Here is a 16,240-nt window from a genome sequence, read left to right on the forward strand (position 1 = left end):
CCGGGCGGCCAGTTCGCGCCGGGCGCGCGGCTTGCGGCTCCCACCCCCGCCGCGGTACAGCGGGCCACATGTCCCTCACCTACCGCGACGCCGGCGTCGACATCGACGAGGGCGACCGGCTCGTCGAGCTCATCAAGCCGCACGCCAGGCCCACCATGCGCCCCGAGGTGCTGGCGGGCATCGGCGGGTTCGGCGGCCTGTTCGCGCTCGACGTCGCCAAGTACAAGCAGCCGGTGCTGGTCTCCGGCACCGACGGCGTCGGCACCAAGCTCAAGGTGGCCTTCGCGGCCGACCGGCACGCCACCGTGGGCATCGACCTCGTCGCCATGTGCGTCAACGACATCGCGGTGGTGGGGGCCGAGCCGCTCTTCTTCCTGGACTACTACGCCACCGGCAAGCTCTCGGCCGAGCAGGGGGCCGAGGTGGTCAAGGGCATCGCCGAGGGCTGCCGGCAGGCCGGCTGCGCCCTCATCGGCGGCGAGACCGCCGAGCTGCCCGGCTTCTACGAGCGGGGCGAGTACGACCTGGCCGGCTTCGCGGTGGGCTGCGTGGATCGGCCGCGCCTCATCGACGGCACCACCGTGGTCCCCGGCGACGTGGTCCTCGGCGTGGGCTCCTCCGGCCTGCACTCCAACGGCTACTCGCTGGCCCGCAAGGCGCTGCTGGAGAAGTACCCGCTGACCCACCGCCCCGAGTCCTTCGGCGGCAGGACGCTGGCCGACCTGCTGCTCGAGCCGACCCGCATCTACGCCAAGGACGTGCTGGCGCTCGTCGAGGTGGTGAAGGTGAAGTCGATGAGCCACATCACCGGCGGCGGCCTGCCCGGCAACGTGCCTCGCAACCTGCCGGACGGCACCCGCGCCGTGCTCCTGGAGAGGTGCTGGGACCGCCCGACCATCTTCGACCTGGTGGAGCGCGAGGGGAACGTGCCGCGCGACGAGATGTACCGGACCTTCAACATGGGGCTGGGCCTGACGGTGGTGGTGGCGCCCGGCGACGAGGGCGCCGCGCTGGCGTGCCTGCGCGGGCGCGGCCTCGACGCCTGGACCGTCGGCGCCATCGAGAAGGGCGCGGGCGAGGCCACCTGCGAGGTGGTCCGGTGATCCGCCTCGGCGTCCTCGCCTCCGGGTCGGGGACGAACCTGCAGGCGCTGCTGGACGCCTGCGCCGGGCGGCGCATCGACGCCGAGGTGGCGCTGGTGCTCTCCAACGTGCCCGGGGCCGGGGCCCTGGCGCGGGCGGCCGCCGCCGGCGTGGCCAGCGACTGCCTGCCCTCCAAGGGGGTGGCCGACCGGGCCGCCTACGACGCGGCCCTGGTGGCCCGCCTGGCCGGGGCCGGCGTGGACCTGGTCTGCCTGGCCGGCTACATGCGGCTGGTCACCCCCACCTTCCTGCGCGCCTTCGGCCCCTCCGCCACCAGCCGCGGCTGCCCGCGGGTGGTCAACGTGCACCCCGCCCTGCTGCCGGCCTTCCCCGGGCTGCACGCCCAGGCCCAGGCGCTGGCGGCCGGCGTCAAGCTGGCCGGCTGCACCGTGCACTTCGTCGACGAGGGCACCGACACCGGCCCGGTCATCGCCCAGGCCGCCGTGCCGGTGCTGGACGGCGACGACGAGGCCAGCCTGGCGGCCCGCATCCTGGTGGAGGAGCACCGCCTCTACCCGGCCGCGGTGGGCTGGTTCGCCGAGGGGCGGCTCTCGCTCTCCGGCCGCACCGTCCGGCTGGCGGGCGCGCCCGCCGCGGCCGCCGGCGCGCTGCGCGCCCCCGCGCTCACGCCGGCCTGATCCGCCAGCGCCCTCCCCCGGAGCCACGTGGCCGCCACCTTCAAGCCCCCCGCCACCCAGCGTGTCTACGACGCCTGCATCCTCGGCGGCGGCCTGGGCGGCGCCGCGGCCGGCGCGCTGCTGGCGCGGCGCGGCTTCCGGGTCCTGCTGCTCGACGCCGGCGGCCGGGCTCCACCGGCCCAGGGGGGCTGGCTGCTGCCGGCCGGTCCTGCGCTCCTGCCCTCCACCCGCCAGCTGCCGGCGGCCGAGGCCCTGCTCTCCGAGGTCGGGCTGGCCAACGACGCGGCGCGAGCCCTCGAGCCGCTCTCGCCCGACCTGCAGCTCCTGCTGCCGCGCCACCGGCTCGAGCTGGGTCGCGAGCCGGCCGTCCTGGCCGCCGAGCTGCGCCGGGAGTGGCCGGCCCAGGCCGCCGCGCTGCTGGAGGCGCTGGGCGGGCTGGGCGCCGCCGCCGAGGCCGGCGGCCACTTCCTGCGCGCCGCGCCGCCCCTCCCACCCGCCGGCTTCCTCGACGGCTTCGCCCTGCGCAAGGCGCTCAAGGTGGGCGCCGCCGCGGCCGGCACCTCCAGGGAGCTCCTCATCTCCCGCCCGCCCCTGGGCGCCCTGGCCGACCACCCGGTGGGCGCGGCGGTGGTGGCCCTGACCCGCTTCCTGGCCCACCTCGACGGGCCGCCGGCGCCGCTGGCGCTGGCCCGCCTCGGCGGCGCCGCGCTCAAGGGGCTGCACCGCGCCGCCCCGGGCGCCGCCACGCTGGAGGAGGCGCTGCGGCGCAAGGTGGTCGAGTCGCGCGGCGAGGTGCTCGGCAGCGCCGCCGAGCCGGTCCGGCTCGAGTCGCTGGGGCTGGAGGGCGGGCGGCTCACCACGGTGCGCCTGGCCGGCTCCACCGACGCCTACCTGGCGCGCGCCTACGTGCTGGCCGCGCCGGTGGGCTGGCTCCTGCCGCTGCTGCCGGCGGCGCCCCCGGCGCGGGCCCAGCGGGCGCTGGCGCGGGTGCGCCCGGGGCGGCGGCTGGCCGGGCTGCACCTGGTGGTGCGGCCGGCGGCGCTCCCGCCCGGCCTGGGACCCGCCGCCCTGCTGCTGTCCGCCGCGGGCGGCCCCGACGAGGCGGTGCTGGTGGAGGTGGCCGCGGCGCGGCGCGAGGGCAAGGCCGTCGGGCCCGGCCACCCGCCCGAGGCCGAGCGGCTGGTGTCGCTCTGGACGCTGGCCGAGGCCGGCCAGGCGCCCGACCCCGCCGCCACCGCCCGGCTGGAGGCCGCGCTGGCGGAGGTCCTCCCGTTCCACCAGCGGCACCTGGTCCACCGGGCCGGCCCGCTGCTCTCGCCCCACCTGCTGGCGGTGGACGAGCCGGCGCTCGGGGTGGCCGGGCTGCCGGTGCGGAGCCCCTGGAAGAACCTGCTGCTGGGGAGCCGCGAGGTGGTTCCGGGCCTGGGGCACGAGGGCGAGCTCTACGCCGGGTTGCAGGCGGCCGTGCAGGTCGCCGCCCTGCTCGGGGCCAAGGACCGCCCCAGGTAATCCCCTCCCCGCTTGCATTCTGGGCGCGGATGCGTATCATGCCGCGCTCTTTCGGTTTTCGGTCGTTTTCGGAGATGAAGCCATGGCACGCCGCTGCGAAATGTGTGGGAAGGGGCCGCTCGTCGGCAACAACGTCTCCCACGCCAACAACAAGACGAAGACTCGGTCCCTCCCGAACCTGCGCTCGGTTCGCGTCATCCACGCCGGAGAGGTCAAGCACATCCGGGTGTGCACCCGCTGCCTCAAGGCCGGCAAGGTCGTGAAGGCCGGGCGCGGGCGCACCAACGTCCCCGCCTCGGCGTAAGGTCTCTCGCGCCGCCCCGCCGCGCCCCGAGCGCGAGGGCGGCGCGTGGCGCCGGATGGGCCGCATCCCGGTCACCGAGGCGCCTCACCCCGACGGTCCTGCGCTGGAGCGGCTCCCCACCGCGCGGCTCGTGGCTCGCCTGCACCTGGGCGATCGCGAGGCCGTGCGCGCGGTGACGGGCGCGCTGCCCGCCCTGGCGCGCCTGGCCGACGCCGCCGTCGCCGCGCTGGCGGCCGGCGGGCGGCTGCTCTACGCCGGCGCCGGCACCTCCGGCCGGCTGGGGGCGCTCGACGCCGCCGAGTGCCCGCCCACCTTCGGCGTGGCGCCGTCGCGGGTGCGGGCGCTGGTGGCCGGCGGCGCGCGGGCCCTGACCCGGGCCGTCGAGGGGGCCGAGGACGACCGCGGCGCCGGGCGGCGCATGGTGGCGCGGGCCAGGGTGGCGGCGCCCGACCTGCTGATCGGCGTCTCCGCCTCGGGCACCACGCCCTTCGTGCTGGCGGCGCTGGCGGAGGCCAGGGCCCGCGGGGCGGCCACGGCGCTCCTCACCTCCAACCCGGCCGCGCCCCGCCGCGGCGGGCTGCGGGTGCTGCTGGCCACCGGGCCGGAGCGCATCGCCGGCTCCACCCGCATGAAGGCCGGCACGGCGGCCAAGATGGCGCTGGGGCTGGTCTCCACCGCCGCCTTCGTGCGGCTGGGCGCGGTGCGCGGCGGGGCCATGATCGACCTGCGGCCAGCCAGCCAGAAGCTGCGGGCGCGGGCGGTGCGGCTGGTGGTCGAGGCCACCGGCCTGTCGGCGGCGGCGGCCCGGGCCGCGCTGGCGCGGCGGGGCTGGCGGGTGCGGGTGGTGCTGGACGAGGCGGGTTCGGGTGGTGGGTCGAGGGCGAGGTCGCAGTCCAGGAGGAGCCGCTGATGGCCAAGGATCCGGAGAAGTCCCTCACCCTCGCCGAGCTGCGCCAGGTCCGCGGGCAGCTGGCCGGCGCCACCGGCAAGCGGCGGCTCGACCTGATCTTCGACGCCAGCGACCCGGGCGCCCTGATCCGCGCGCTGCCCCCCGACGAGCTCTACTTCACCATCCGCGAGATCGGCCTGGCCGACGCGGTGGAGCTGGTGCAGCTGGCCTCGGCCGAGCAGTTCAAGGTCATCCTGGACCTCGACGCCTGGCGGCAGGGGCGCTTCGAGCCCCGCCGCGCCCTCCCCTGGCTGCGGGCGGCGCGGGTGGGCGCGCTCGACGACCCGAAGGCGGCGTCCCGCCTGGCCCGCAAGATGCGCGCGCTCGACCCCGAGATCGCGCTGCTGCTCTTCCGCGACGCCCTGCGCATCCACGACCTCAAGGTGGAGGAGGACCCCGACATCGAGAGCGACCGGACCTTCCGCTCGCCGGACGGCGCCTACCTGGTCGAGTTCCTGGTGGACGGCACCGACTACGTGGCCATCCGCGGGCTGATCGACGACCTGGAGGCCGAGGACGCCTTCAAGCTCTCGCGCCTCTTCGCCTCGCTGGCCTGGGAGCTGCCCAGCGAGCTGGAGGAGACCGCGCTGCGCTGGCGCACCGGCCGCCTGGCCGATCTCGGCTTCCCGTCGCTGGAGGAGGCCCTCTCCTGGTACGCCCGCCCACCCACCCGCCCCGCCGAGGCGCCGGGCTCGCCGTCGCGCGCCCCCGGCTTCTTCATGGCGCCGCTGGCCGGCGGGACGCTGCTGGGGCGCGCCGCCGCCCGGCTGGAGGCCGAGGACCGCGAGGGGCTGGAGCTGCAGCTGGTCGGGGCCGGCAACGCCGTGCTGGTGGCCGACGGCATCGACCCGGTGGACCTGGACCAGGTGCGGGCCGCGGTGGACGGGGCCCGGGCCATGGTCGAGCTGGGGCTGGCCCACCTGGCCGGCGGCGACGAGGCGCGGGCCGCCGAGGTGCTGGCCGCCACGCCGGTGAAGCGGCTCTTCCAGGAGGGGTTCGGCCGGGTGCTGGCGCTCTGCTGGCGGGCCGAGCGGCTCTTCAAGGCCGGCGGCGCCGGGACGCGCGCCGCGCCGCTGCTGGACGCCCCGCTCGGCGAGGCCCTCACCGCCCTCTCCGGGCGCCGGCCGCGCTACTGGCCGGGGCTGGACCTGCCGCGCGGGGACTGGGGCACGCCGGCGGCCTCCGCCCAGGACGGGCGCCGCTTCCTCGGCGAGGCCGACCTGGCCCGCACCGCCGCCGCGCTCGACCTGTGCGAGGGGCTGGCCGCCCTGGCCACCGAGCTGGGGCTGGTCCCGGGGCGGGCCGACGCCGCGGGGCCGCGCCTCTCGGCGCTCTACCTCACCGCGCTGGCCAACCAGCGGCTGGGCCGCCCCTTCGCCCCGGCCCCGCTGGCCGCGGCCGAGCTGCCCGAGGCGGCGGCCCGGCTGGAGCCGCTGGACGATCCCAGGCTCTCGGCCCGCGGCGAGGCCGGCGCGCTCCTCCTGGCGCTGGCCCGGGAGCGGGCCGAGGAGCTGCGCGCCACCCTGGAGCAGGCCGCCTCGAGCCCCGAGCTGATCACCGCGGTGCTGGTCTCGCCGTAGCGCAGGCCGCTCAGGCCTCCGGGACCAGGAAGGTGGCCTGGCGCGCCCACAGGTGGGTCTGCTCCAGCTGCTCGTCCGAGAGGGCCCCGGCGTCCCGCAGCAGCCTCAGCTCGCCGCGCATCGAGGTGTCGAGCAGGTAGGGGCCGTCGGTGTTGATGGTGAAGCGCACGCCGTGGTCCCAGAAGGTCCGCAGGATCCCGCCCAGCTCCTCGATGGAGGCCACCGCCCGGGTGGCCAGGTTGGAGCTGGGGCAGATCTCCAGGGTGACGCCCCGCTCGCGCAGCAGCGCCATGACGCGCGGATCCTGGGCGGCCCGGATGCCGTGGCCGATGCGCTCCGGCTCGAGCTGCTCGACCACCGCCCGCACCCCCTCGGCCCCGGTGCCGGCGGTCTCGCCGGTGTGCACGGTGGTCTTGAGGCCGCTGGCCCGGGCGTGCCGGTAGAGCTCCCGGTAGCGCGGCACCTCCCTGGGGTCGAGCTCCAGCGCCAGCCGCTCGGTGCCGGCCAGGTCGATGCCCACCACCCCGCGGCGCCGGTACTTGATGGCCTTCTCCACGATGATCTCGTTCAGGCGGGGCTCGAACTCCCTGGCCAGGCAGAAGATCAGCCCGGCCTGCACCCCGTACTCCAGCACCGCCCGGTCCATGCCGCGCAGCGCCGCGTGGATGATGTGGTCGAGGTCCCGCTCGCCCCCCACGTTCCGCTTCATGGGGTTGAAGCGCAGCTCGATGAGCGAGACCCGCGAGGAGCGGTACTCCTTGCCGATCACCTCGTGCACCGACCGCTCGATGGCCTGCGGCGAGGACTGGATCCGCTCCGTCCAGGTGTGCATCACCGCCAGGTACTCCTCCAGCGACCTCACCTTGCCGGGGCGCGCCGAGACCAGCTCCTTGAACTCCCAGTAGCTGGCCACCGGCAGCTTGAAGCCCTGCTCGTGGGCGATGGACCAGAGCACGTGCGGGGCCACCGCGCCCCCCAGGTGGATGTGCAGGTCGGAGAGCTCGCGGGCCGCCATCCGGTCAGGCCCGTCCGCCCTCGGTCTCTCCCGGCACCGACTCGCCGCCCGCGCCCAGCGACAGGCCGCACTCCGGGCAGTCGGGCTGGGCCGCCGAGATGGTGAAGCGGTGGCCGCAGGCCGGGCAGGCCACCTCGCCGCCGGCGTCGAGGTCCACCGGCGCCGCGCCGCGGGCCGCCGCCTCGGCGGCGTCGCCGTCGCCCAGCAGCCTGGCCCAGTCCTGCTTCAGGAAGGCGCCGGCCACCGCGACCTCGGCCTCCGGGACGTAGAGGTTCCACTTGGGGTGGTGGGCCTCCTCCTTGGTGGCGGGCGGGACCTTCTCCATCTCGGCCGACAGCCCCTGCCCCTCCAGCAGGGTCATCACCTCGCGGATCTGCGCGTAGCCGTTGCGGGCCAGCAGCACCAGCCCCTCGCCCTTGGCCGCGCAGGTGATGCACCCGCCGGCCTCGTCGAGCGGCGTGGCGCACGTCGGACACGTCGACACCATGACCTCCTCCTTCCGGGAGCTGCCCCTGGAGCATAGCCCCGCCCCCTCCCCCACGGGGTGCCCCGGCGGGTCGCCCTGCGGCTATACTGCACGCCCCATGATCATCGACGGCAAGGCAGTGGCGGCCCGGGTGCGGGCCGAGGTGGCGGCGAGGGTGGCGGACCTGAAGGCCAGGGGCGTGGCCACCGGGCTGACGGTGGTGCGCGTCGGCGAGGACCCGGCCTCGGCCGTCTACGTCCGCAACAAGATCAAGGCCTGCGCCGAGGCCGGCATCGTCTCCACCGAGCACCACCCGGACGCCTCCATCACCCAGGCCGAGCTGCTGGCGCTCATCGCCCGCCTCAACGCCGACCCGGCGGTGCACGGCATCCTGGTGCAGCTGCCGCTCCCGAAGCAGATCTCGGAGCAGGTGGTGCTGGAGGCCATCTCGCCGGAGAAGGACGCCGACGGCTTCCACCCCTTCAACGTCGGCTGCCTCTGGACCGGCAAGGCGGCGCCGCGGGCCTGCACCCCGTTCGGCGTCATGCGCCTGCTCGACGAGGCCGGGGTGGAGCTGAAGGGCAGACACGCCCTGGTGGTGGGCCGCTCCAACATCGTGGGCAAGCCGATGGCCGCCATGCTGCTGGAGCGCCACGCCACGGTCACCATCGCCCACTCGCGCACCCCCGACCTGGCCGCCGAGGTGGCGCGCGCCGACGTGGTGGTGGCCGCGGTGGGCAAGGCCGAGATGATCAGGGGCGCCTGGATCAAGCCGGGCGCGGTGGTCATCGACGTGGGGATGAACCGCGGCGCCGACGGCAAGCTGGTGGGCGACGTGGAGTTCGCCGCCGCCTCGCAGCGCGCCAGCGCCATCACCCCGGTGCCGGGCGGCGTGGGCCCCATGACCATCGCCATGCTGCTGGCCAACACGGTGGACCTGGCCGCGCGGACCGTGAGGTGAGCCGGCCCGGGCCGGCCACCCCCCTCACGCTGGCCGGCGCGCTGCTGGCGCTGGCCGGGTGCGCCGCCTGCGCCGACGCCGCCTTCACGGTGCGCCGCGGGGCCGCCCTGGCGCCGGCCGCGGCGCCGCCCGAGGCGACCGGCGCGCTGCGGGTGCTGCACCTGGCCGACTTCGGCGAGCAGACGGCCCAGCAGGCCGAGGTGGCGGCCGGCCTGGCGGCGGCCCACCGCCGCGCCCCCTTCGCCCTGGCCTTCCTGGCGGGCGACAACCTCTACCCCTGCGGGCCCGACGCGGCCCGGCCGGGCGCGGCGGCCTGCACCTTCGCCGCCGATCGGAGCACGCTGGCCACCCCGCCGCTCGGGACCGACCCGCAGTTCGAGCGGCTCCACGACCAGCCGCTGGCCGGCCTGGCCGCGGCGGGCCCGCCGCCGCGGGTTTACCTGGGCCTCGGCAACCACGACGTGGCCACCTGGCCCGGCTGCCAGGCGCCCGGGGTGGAGGCCGCCGAGGCGGCGCGCCGGCAGGCCTGCGCCGAGGTGGCCTACCGCTCGCCGCTCTGGTCCATGCCGGGCCGCCACTACGTGGTGGACGAGGGGCCCGCCCGCTTCATCGTGGTGGACTCCAGCCTGCTCTACGCCGACTACGCCGGCTTCACCCTCGACGACGAGCTGGCCTTCGCCGCCGAGGCGGCGCGCGGCTGCGACGCGCGCGCCTGCTTCGTGGTGGGCCACCACCCGCCCGCCACCGCCGGGGGCCACGTCAAGGACTTCACGCCGGCGCGGTCGGCGCGGGTGGCGCGCTTCCTCGCCGCCCTCGGCCCGGGCGTGCGCGGCTGGCTGGCCGGCCACGACCACGACCTGCAGCACGCCCGCACCGCCGGCGGCCTCGACGTCTTCGTCTCCGGCAACGGCGCCACCGCCCGCCCCACCGAGCGCTTCGAGCGGGTCAACGACGGCGGCCAGCTCCTGTTCGGGTCGGTCCGCCCGGGCCACGGGGTGCTGGCCGTCCGGCCGGACGGCTTCAGCTACCGGTTCGAGGCGCCGGGGGGCGCGGCGCTTTATTGCTGCGCCGCAACCGGCGCGGGCCGGTGCGAGCCGGTCACCTGCGCGCCCTGAGCGCAGCCCCGCCCGGGCCGGCTGGCCCACCCGCGTCCAGGGACCGCCGGGTGGCCTCCCGACGCGCTTGATTCCAGGGTCACCCCCGCTAGAATCCGCCCGCCTCCCTCGCCCTCCCCGCCGTGCCCCGAGCGTCCCCCCCATGGCTCTCCGCACCCCCCTCTACGACGCCCACGTCCGCGCCGGCGCCCGCCTGGTGGAGTTCGCCGGGTGGGAGATGCCGGTGCAGTACGCCGGCCTGCTGGCCGAGCACGCCGCGGTGCGCACCCAGGTGGGCCTCTTCGACGTGTCCCACATGGGCGAGGTGGTCTTCCGCGGCCCCAGGGCCCTGGCCGCGCTGCAGGCGGTCTTCACCAACGACCTCTCCACCGTGGCCGACGGGCAGGCCCAGTACGGCTGCCTCTGCCGCGAGTCGGGCGGCATCGTCGACGACGTGGTGGTCTACCGGCGCGGCGCCGAGGACCTGCTGGTGTGCGTCAACGCCGGCAACCGCCAGAAGGACTTCGAGTGGCTGTCCGACCACGCCGCCGGCGCCGACGTCCGGAACGAGTCGGACGAGTGGGCCCAGCTGGCGCTGCAGGGGCCGCTGGCCGCAGCGCTGCTGCAGCGGCTCTGCGACGTGAACCTGGCGCAGGTGAAGACCTACCGCTTCGCCCCCGGCACGGTGGCCGGCCGCGCCTGCCTGGTGGCCCGCACCGGCTACACCGGCGAGGACGGGTTCGAGCTCTTCTGCCGACCGGACGACGCCACCCCGCTGTGGGACGCCCTGCTGGAGGCCGGGAGGCCCGAGCAGCTCCAGCCCTGCGGCCTGGGGTGCCGCGACTCCCTGCGCCTGGAGATGGCCTACCGGCTCTACGGGTCGGACATGGACGACGAGACCACGCCGCTCGAGGCCGGCCTGGCCTGGGTGGTCAAGCTCGACAAGGGCGAGTTCGTGGGGCGCCAGGCCCTGCGGCGCCAGCGGGAGGCCGGGCTGTCGCGCAAGCTGGTGGGCTTCCAGCTGTCGCAGCCCGGCATCGCCCGCCACGGCTACCCGGTGGTGCAGGACGGCCGGGCCATCGGCACCGTCACCAGCGGCACCAGGAGCCCGAGCCTGGGCACCTCCATCGGCCTGGCCTACCTGCCCCCGGCGCTGGCCGCCGAGGGCTCCACCTTCGCCGTCGACGTCCGTGGCCGCCCGGTGGCCGCCACGGTGGTCAAGACGCCGTTCTACACGCGCAGCAGCCGCTGATCTCCCTGGAGGGCGACCCCATGAACTTCCCCGAGGACCTGAAGTACACCCGCGAGCACGAGTGGGCCCGGCTGTCGGCGGCCAAGGTGGTGGTCGGCGTCACCGACTTCGCCCAGGACCAGCTCGGCGACGTGGTCTACGTGGAGCTGCCGGCGGTGGGCGACGAGGTGAAGCGCGGCGAGTCCTTCGGGGTGGTCGAGTCCACCAAGGCGGTCTCCGAGCTCTTCGCCCCGGTCAGCGGCAAGGTGGTCGAGGTGAACGACCCGCTGGTGGAGGCCCCCGAGACCGTCAACGAGGATCCGTACGAGGAGGGCTGGATGATCGCCATCGAGCCCTCCGACCCGAAGGAGCTCGCCGAGCTCCTCGACGTGAAGGCCTACGCGGCCTTCGTGGCCGAGCAGGAGTAGGCCCGCCGCTCCCCGCTGCCGGCGCGCCTGCGCCGCGGAGGCACCGTTGCGCTACCACCCGCACACCCCCGAGGACGTCCGCGCCATGCTGGACGTCATCGGGGCCGGCTCCGTCCCCGAGCTGTTCCGCTCCATCCCGGCGCCGCTGCGCCTGGGGCGGCCGCTCGACGTCCCGCCGGCGCTCGACGAGATCGCCCTCTTCGCCGAGCTCGGCCGGCTGGCCGGCCGCAACCAGGTGGCCCACCCGCCCTTCGCCGGGGCCGGCAGCTACCCGCACCACGTGCCGCCGGTGGTGGACCAGCTGCTGCTGCGCGGGGAGTTCTTCACCGCCTACACGCCCTACCAGCCGGAGATCGCGCAGGGGACCCTCACCGCGCTCTTCGAGTGGCAGACCTTCGTCAGCCTGCTGACCGGCCTCGACGTCTCCAACGCCTCCATGTACGACGGCGCCACCGCCACCGCCGAGGCGGCGCTGATGGCCACCCGGGTGACCGGGCGCAAGAAGATCGTGGTCTCGGCCGCGGTCCACCCCGAGTACCGCAAGGTGCTGGCCACCTACCTGCGCTCCACCCACGACGAGGTGGTCACCGTCCCGTTCGGCGCCGACGGGCGCACCGACCTGGCCGCCCTGGCCGCCGCCGTGAAGGGCGCCGCCGCCGTGATCGTCGGCTGGCCCTCCTTCCTGGGGGTGGTGGACGTGCTGCCCGAGGCGGCCGCCCTGGCCAAGGCGGCCGGCGCGCTCACCATCGCCGTCACCGCCGAGGCGGTGGCGCTGGGCCTGCTGGAGTCCCCCGGCGCCCTGGGGGCCGACGTGGCGGTGGGCACCTTCCAGAGCTTCGGCAACCCGGTCAGCTTCGGCGGCCCGGCCCCCGGCTTCTTCGCCCTGAAGGAGCAGTACCTGCGCCAGATGCCCGGCCGGATCTGCGGCGCCACGCTCGACAAGCACGGGCGGCGCGGCTTCGTGCTGACGCTCTCCACCCGCGAGCAGCACATCCGCCGCGAGAAGGCCACGTCCAACATCTGCACCAACGCCGGGCTGTGCGCCCTGGCCGCCACCATCCACCTGACCCTGCTGGGCAAGCAGGGGCTGGCGGCGCTGGCGCGGCTCAACCACGGCCGGCTCCGCCTGCTGCGCGAGGCCCTGGGCGCGCGTGGCGTCCACCCGGTCTTCGCCGGCCCGGTCTTCAACGAGCAGGCCTTCGAGGTGGGCGACGCCGAGGCCGTGGTGGCCAGGCTCGCCAGGAAGGGGATCGTGGCCGGCGCCCCGCTGTCGCGCTGGTACCCCGACCACCCGCGCGCCAGGGGCGCGCTCCTCTGCGTGGCCACCGAGCTCCACACCCCGGAGCTCATCGACCTCTTCGCCAAGGCGGTGCAGCCGTGAGCAACCCCACCGGCTGGAAGCCGAGCATGGAGCCGGGCGCTGGCCAGGCCCGGACGCCGCTGGCCCCCGGGCTGGGCGGCGCGGTGCAGGGCATCGCCTTCGAGGAGCCGCTGGTCTTCGAGCACGGCTCCAGGGGGCGCTGCGGCGTGGCGCTCCCCGCCGCGCCCGGGCCCGAGGTGGCCTCCGACCTGCCGCCCGGGCTGGTGCGCGGCCCGGTGGAGGGCCTGCCCGAGCTCTCCGAGCTGGAGACGGTGCGCCACTTCACGCGCCTGTCGGCCTGGAACCACGGCATCGACACCGGCTTCTACCCGCTCGGCTCCTGCACCATGAAGTACAACCCGAAGTCGAGCGAGGCGCTGGCCCGCCTGCCGGGCTTCGCCAACGTCCACCCGCTGGCCCCGGCCGAGCTGGTCCAGGGCGCGCTCGAGCTGATGTACCAGCTGGAGCGGGCCCTCTCCGAGATCGCCGGCATGGACGCCACCACCCTCTCCCCGGCGGCCGGCGCCCAGGGCGAGCTGTGCGGCCTGATGGTGATCCGCGCCTGGCACGAGGCCCACGGCAACCCGCGCAAGAAGGTGCTCATCCCGGACACCGCCCACGGCACCAACCCGGCCTCGGCGGCGCTCAACGGCTACACCTGCGTGCAGCTGGCCAGCGGCCCGGACGGCCGGCTCCACCCCGAGGCGGTGGCGGCCGCCATGGACCAGGACGTGGCCGCCATCATGATCACCAACCCCAACACCCTGGGGATCTTCGAGAGCCACATCGCCGAGATCGCCGCCATCGTGCACGCCAAGGGGGGGCTGGTGTACGGCGACGGCGCCAACATGAACGCCCTGCTGGGCGTGGCCCGGCCCGGCGACATGGGCTTCGACGTCATCCAGTACAACCTGCACAAGACCTTCGCCACGCCGCACGGCGGCGGCGGCCCGGGCTCCGGCCCGGTGGCGGTGAAGGCCACCCTGGCGCCCTTCCTGCCGCTGCCGGTGGTGGTCAAGGAGGGCGAGGGCTACCGGCTGGTGACCGAGGTGGCCGAGCGGCCCGGCACGGTGGGCAAGCTGCGCGAGTTCTGGGGCAACTTCGGCATGTTCGTGCGCGCCTGGGCCATCATCCGCGAGTACGGCCCGGAGGGGCTCAAGGCCACCGGCGAGCTGGCGGTGCTCAACGCCAACTACGCCCGGGCCAGGCTCAAGGGCACCTACAACCTGCCGTACGAGACCGACTCGCTGCACGAGGTGGTCTTCGACGACAAGGCGCAGAAGGCCACCGGCGTGACCACCATGGACGTGGCCAAGCGGCTCATCGACCACGGCTTCCACCCGCCCACCATCTACTTCCCGCTGGTGGTCCACGGGGCGCTCATGATCGAGCCCACCGAGACCGAGTCGAAGGAGGCCATCGACGCCTTCGTGGACGCCATGCTGGCCATCGCCGCCGAGGCGGTCGCCGATCCGGAGGCCGTCAAGGCGGCGCCGCTGAAGCCGGTGCGGGCGCGGCTCGACGAGACCCGGGCGGCGCGCAGGCCGGTGCTGCGCTGGACGCCGGGGATGAAGGTGGAGTGACCGGCGGGGCCGGGACGCACGCCGCGTGCTGGGCCCCATGGTAGGATACCCCTCCGCCTGGGCGCGCCCCGCGCCCGGCCCCGGGGGTCCCCGCATGTCTCGTGCCCGCTCGTTGCTCGCTGCCCTGGCCGTCCTCGGCGCCTCCGCGCTGACCGGCTGCAACCCCTACCTGGTGAACCTGCGCCACGACGAGCTGCGGCCGAACGCCGGCTTCACCTTCGTGGACGCCCGGCCGGGAGGCCAGAAGTCATCCGGCAACGAGTCGCTCCTCATCACGAGCTGCGACTACGGCATCTACCGGCTCGGCGACGACAAGTTCACGCCCGACCGCGTGGCGGTGCTGCGCAGCGACCTCGATCGGGCGCTCGGCGCCGAGCTGGCCGGCCGCAAGGTGACGCTGAAGAACTACACGGTGCACTTCAACCTGTCCGGGCGGCTGCGCGGGCAGGTGGCGGCCACCCACAGCGGGGCCATCCCCGCCCTCATGAACGACCAGTCGGTGCACGGCTGCGCGGCGGACGACCTGACCGGCGGCTACACCGGGAACGAGCAGACCACCGCCGGGCCCCCGCTCATCGTGGTCATCGACCTGGAGGTGGACGGCAAGGCGGTCCACGCCCGCTGGTTCGAGAACTCGCCGGGCGCCGACGTCGTCAAGACGGGCAGCCCCGAGTGGCACGAGTGGGTGAGCCAGGCCCTGCGGAGCGCCACCGCCCGCGCCGTGGGCAACGTCCGGACGGCCATCGGTCCCGGCGGAGCCTGAGCGACCCGCCTTCGGGGTCGAGGACGCTGTCGAGGACGCTGTCGAGGTCGGGGGCGAGGTCGCGGTCGAGGTCGCGGTCGAGGTCGCCGTCGCGGTCGCGGTCGAGGTCGCGGTCGCGGTCGCGGTCGCGGTCGCGGTCGCGGTCGTCGCGGTCGCGGTCGCGGTCGCGGTCGCGGTCGCGGTCGGGCTCTCCGCTCACCCTCTCCCCCAGCTGGCTGGGGGAGAGGGCCGGGGTGAGGGGGCACGGCGGCCTGGAGTGTGGTCGCGGGGGCGACCCGTGGCCCGCCGCCCCGGCGCCGGTTAAGACCCGCGCCGGAGGCCACATGCCGGAACGGATCCAGCAGGACGTCATCACCCCGGTGCTGACCAGCGACGGCGCCGGGGTGCGGCTCAAGCGCTCCATCGCCACCGAGCGGCTCGACCACCTCGACCCGTTCTTCCTCTTCGACCACTTCGGCTCGGAGGACGCCGCCGACTACCTGGCGGGCTTCCCGATGCACCCCCACCGGGGCATCGAGACCATCACCTACATGCTGGACGGCAGCGTCTCGCACCGCGACAGCCTGGGGAACTCCGGGGTCATCGGCGCCGGCGACGTGCAGTGGATGACCGCCGGCAGCGGCATCCTGCACGAGGAGATGCCCAGGGCCGGGCCGCGCCGGCTGGACGGGTTCCAGGTCTGGGTGAACCTGCCGCGGGCGCTCAAGATGACCGCGCCGCGCTACCAGGACGTGCCGGCCGCCTCCATCCCCGAGGTGGCGCGCCCCGACGGCGCCCGGGTGCGGGTGGTGGCGGGCGCGGTGGAGGGCGTGACCGGGGCGGTCCGCGAGATCTTCGCCGGCCCCACCTACCTCGACGTGCGCCTGCCGGCCGGCGGCGCCTTCGAGCAGCCGGTGGCGCTCGGCCACACCGCGGTGCTCTACGTCTTCGAGGGCGAGGTGGCGGTGGGCGGGGCGGTGGCGGCGCGGGGCGGCGGCGTCCGCGGCCCCCGGCTGATCATCCTCGGCGACGGCGACGTGGTCCGCGCCCACGCCGTCGGCGGCCCGGCGCGCTTCCTGCTGCTCTCCGCGCAGCCGCTGGGGGAGCCGGCCGTCCGCTACGGCCCCTTCGTCATGAACACCGCCGAGGAGATCCAGCAGGCCCTGGCCGAGCTGCGCCAGGGGACCTTCGTCAAGGTGGGCGCGGCCGGCGCCGGGGGCGCGAGGTAGGCCGGGGCC

General features: G+C 75.8%; 16 protein-coding genes. 14 read left to right on the forward strand and 2 right to left on the reverse strand.

The genetic code is table 11. The features are described from left to right. Nucleotides 1-68 precede the first annotated feature (68 nt). The 6 genes from IPO09_16385 (at nucleotide 69) to IPO09_16410 (ending at nucleotide 6,122) form a co-directional block, all read left to right on the forward strand. Nucleotides 69-1,103 (forward strand): phosphoribosylformylglycinamidine cyclo-ligase, encoded by a 1,035-nt coding sequence (locus IPO09_16385; GenBank protein ID MBK9518891.1) that lies wholly within the window; start codon nucleotides 69-71, stop codon nucleotides 1,101-1,103. Further along, on the forward strand, nucleotides 1,100-1,780 hold the full coding sequence (locus IPO09_16390; protein ID MBK9518892.1) for a phosphoribosylglycinamide formyltransferase: 681 nt from the start codon (nucleotides 1,100-1,102) through the stop codon (nucleotides 1,778-1,780). The genes IPO09_16385 and IPO09_16390 overlap by 4 nt, the downstream gene beginning before the upstream one ends. A gap of 27 nt (nucleotides 1,781-1,807) precedes the next feature. Then, entirely contained in the window at nucleotides 1,808-3,289 is a 1,482-nt protein-coding gene (locus IPO09_16395; GenBank protein MBK9518893.1) for an NAD(P)-binding protein, read from the forward strand. 82 nt (nucleotides 3,290-3,371) lie between these two features. Beyond that, nucleotides 3,372-3,593 carry a 50S ribosomal protein L28 gene (locus IPO09_16400; GenBank protein MBK9518894.1) on the forward strand — a complete coding sequence of 74 codons (222 nt, stop codon included), beginning with the start codon at nucleotides 3,372-3,374 and terminating at the stop codon, nucleotides 3,591-3,593. Nucleotides 3,594-3,648: 55 nt separating this feature from the next. Further along, nucleotides 3,649-4,503 (forward strand): N-acetylmuramic acid 6-phosphate etherase, encoded by an 855-nt coding sequence (locus IPO09_16405; protein MBK9518895.1) that lies wholly within the window; start codon nucleotides 3,649-3,651, stop codon nucleotides 4,501-4,503. Next, the gene (locus IPO09_16410) at nucleotides 4,503-6,122 is read left to right on the forward strand and encodes a hypothetical protein (protein MBK9518896.1); all 1,620 of its coding nucleotides are present in this window, start codon (nucleotides 4,503-4,505) and stop codon (nucleotides 6,120-6,122) included. Before IPO09_16405 ends, IPO09_16410 begins: the two co-directional genes overlap by 1 nt. Nucleotides 6,123-6,132: 10 nt before the next feature. On the opposite strand, the gene add is transcribed toward IPO09_16410, so the two are convergent. Continuing rightward, complete coding sequence (gene add, locus IPO09_16415; GenBank protein ID MBK9518897.1) at nucleotides 6,133-7,137, reverse strand: adenosine deaminase; 1,005 nt, start codon at nucleotides 7,135-7,137, stop codon at nucleotides 6,133-6,135. 4 nt (nucleotides 7,138-7,141) lie between these two features. Next, nucleotides 7,142-7,621, reverse strand: a complete 480-nt coding sequence (locus IPO09_16420) for a hypothetical protein (GenBank protein MBK9518898.1) — start codon at nucleotides 7,619-7,621, stop codon at nucleotides 7,142-7,144. A 100-nt stretch (nucleotides 7,622-7,721) separates the two neighbouring features. Here IPO09_16420 and folD point away from each other — a divergent pair, with 100 nt between their 5' ends. The 8 genes from folD to IPO09_16460 all read left to right on the forward strand — a co-directional run bounded on the left by folD (nucleotide 7,722) and on the right by IPO09_16460 (nucleotide 16,231). Beyond that, the gene (gene folD / locus IPO09_16425) at nucleotides 7,722-8,564 is read left to right on the forward strand and encodes a bifunctional methylenetetrahydrofolate dehydrogenase/methenyltetrahydrofolate cyclohydrolase FolD (protein ID MBK9518899.1); all 843 of its coding nucleotides are present in this window, start codon (nucleotides 7,722-7,724) and stop codon (nucleotides 8,562-8,564) included. 29 nt (nucleotides 8,565-8,593) lie between these two features. After that, nucleotides 8,594-9,679 carry a metallophosphoesterase gene (locus tag IPO09_16430; protein ID MBK9518900.1) on the forward strand — a complete coding sequence of 362 codons (1,086 nt, stop codon included), beginning with the start codon at nucleotides 8,594-8,596 and terminating at the stop codon, nucleotides 9,677-9,679. Between the two features lie 142 nt (nucleotides 9,680-9,821). Beyond that, nucleotides 9,822-10,910 (forward strand): glycine cleavage system aminomethyltransferase GcvT, encoded by a 1,089-nt coding sequence (gene gcvT, locus IPO09_16435; GenBank protein MBK9518901.1) that lies wholly within the window; start codon nucleotides 9,822-9,824, stop codon nucleotides 10,908-10,910. Nucleotides 10,911-10,930: 20 nt separating this feature from the next. Further along, a complete protein-coding gene (gene gcvH, locus IPO09_16440; GenBank protein MBK9518902.1) occupies nucleotides 10,931-11,317 on the forward strand; it encodes a glycine cleavage system protein GcvH in 387 nt (128 codons plus the stop codon). A 46-nt stretch (nucleotides 11,318-11,363) separates the two neighbouring features. Beyond that, complete coding sequence (gene gcvPA, locus IPO09_16445) at nucleotides 11,364-12,698, forward strand: aminomethyl-transferring glycine dehydrogenase subunit GcvPA (protein ID MBK9518903.1); 1,335 nt, start codon at nucleotides 11,364-11,366, stop codon at nucleotides 12,696-12,698. Nucleotides 12,699-12,724: 26 nt separating this feature from the next. Beyond that, entirely contained in the window at nucleotides 12,725-14,260 is a 1,536-nt protein-coding gene (gene gcvPB / locus IPO09_16450; GenBank protein MBK9518904.1) for an aminomethyl-transferring glycine dehydrogenase subunit GcvPB, read from the forward strand. A gap of 94 nt (nucleotides 14,261-14,354) precedes the next feature. Continuing rightward, nucleotides 14,355-15,023, forward strand: a complete 669-nt coding sequence (locus IPO09_16455) for a hypothetical protein (protein MBK9518905.1) — start codon at nucleotides 14,355-14,357, stop codon at nucleotides 15,021-15,023. Nucleotides 15,024-15,346: 323 nt separating this feature from the next. Next, nucleotides 15,347-16,231, forward strand: coding sequence for a pirin family protein (locus IPO09_16460; protein ID MBK9518906.1), 885 nt, complete (start codon nucleotides 15,347-15,349; stop codon nucleotides 16,229-16,231). Nucleotides 16,232-16,240 lie beyond the last annotated feature (9 nt).

Origin of the sequence: Anaeromyxobacter sp. (assembly GCA_016718565.1) — a bacterium.
Lineage (GTDB): Bacteria > Myxococcota > Myxococcia > Myxococcales > Anaeromyxobacteraceae > JADKCZ01.